Origin of the sequence: Tahibacter caeni (genome assembly GCF_024609805.1) — a bacterium.
Classification (GTDB): domain Bacteria; phylum Pseudomonadota; class Gammaproteobacteria; order Xanthomonadales; family Rhodanobacteraceae; genus Tahibacter; species Tahibacter caeni.
Genome location: NZ_JANFVR010000651.1, coordinates 1 through 1,159, shown reverse-complemented (window position 1 = coordinate 1,159; position 1,159 = coordinate 1). Strand labels below are relative to the sequence as shown.

Sequence of the window (1,159 nt, the reverse complement as noted above, 5' to 3'; positions counted from 1 at the left end):
TGCTCGCGACGCGCTCGCGTGCCGGCGCCTGCCTGCTCGTGCTCGAAGCCGTCGCGATCGCCGTCTGGGCGCTGCACCGGCAGCACGGCCGCCGGCTGCTGCTCGCGCTGGTTCTCGCCGCCGTCGCGGCGCTGGTCATCCTGCCGGCGGCCGGACCTGCGCTGCTGCAGGGCTTCGCGCTCGACGTCGCCGACGGCCGCGCCGCGCTGCTGCGGCGCAGCTTCGCCGCGGCGATGACGTTCTTCCCGCTCGGCGCCGGCCCCGGCAGCTTCGCCGGCGTGTTCGCGACCTTCGACAGCCTCGCGACCCTCGACACGGTCTACGTCAACCAGGCCCACGACGAGCCCGTGCAGCTGCTGTTCGAGCTCGGCCTGATCGGACCGCTGCTGTACGCGGCCGCCGCGGCGCTCGTCGCGCATCGCCTGCTGGCCCGCGCGGCCGACGGCCTGCGCTGGGCCTGCGCGCTCGGCGCCGGCGCCGCGCTGCTGCACGGTCTCGTCGACTACCCGCTGCGCGTGCCGCTGCCGGCGCTGGCCTGCGCGCTGCTCGCGGCCTGTGCGCTCTCGCCGCTGCAGGAGGAGGAATGAAATGACCGTGCCGACTGCCCTCCGCCCCGACCTCGCACCGTCCCCGCGCGCAAACGCCGCATCGGTCGACGACTGCCGCCTGATCGAGCTGCCGCGGATCACCGACCCGCGCGGCAACCTGACCTTCATCGAAGGCGGCGCGCACCTGCCGTTTTCGATCGAGCGCGTCTACTACCTCTACGACGTGCCCGGCGGCGCCGAGCGCGGCGGCCATGCCCACCGCGCGCTGCAGCAGCTGCTGGTCGCCGTCGCCGGCAGCTTCGAAGTCCTGCTCGACGACGGCCGCCGGCGCCGGCGCGTGCGGCTGGACCGGCCGTACCGCGGCCTGCTGATCGGTCCGATGATCTGGCGCGAACTCGACGAATTCTCCTCGGGCTCGGTCTGTCTCGTGCTGGCCTCGCAGTGCTACGACGAGGCCGACTATTACCGCGACCATGCGGCCTTCGTCGCGGAGGTCCTCTGAGGTGAGCGTGCACGCCGGGGACATTCCCGCGCGCGCCGCGGCCGGGCCGGCCGCGCTGCTGCGCGCGCTGCGCCGGGGCTTGCGCCGCCGCCTCGGCCGCGCGCGGCGG

Annotated in this window: 2 protein-coding genes; both read left to right on the top strand. The window is 75.1% G+C overall.

Annotated elements, in window-relative coordinates; genetic code table 11:
- Positions 1-587, top strand: a 587-nt coding sequence (locus NON22_RS24600) for an O-antigen ligase family protein (protein ID WP_257389612.1), incomplete at its 5' end; no start/stop codon positions are given.
- A 7-nt stretch (positions 588-594) separates the two neighbouring features.
- Positions 595-1,050 carry a sugar 3,4-ketoisomerase gene (locus NON22_RS24595; protein ID WP_257389611.1) on the top strand — a complete coding sequence of 152 codons (456 nt, stop codon included), beginning with the start codon at positions 595-597 and terminating at the stop codon, positions 1,048-1,050.
- The last annotated feature ends 109 nt before the right edge of the window (positions 1,051-1,159 follow it).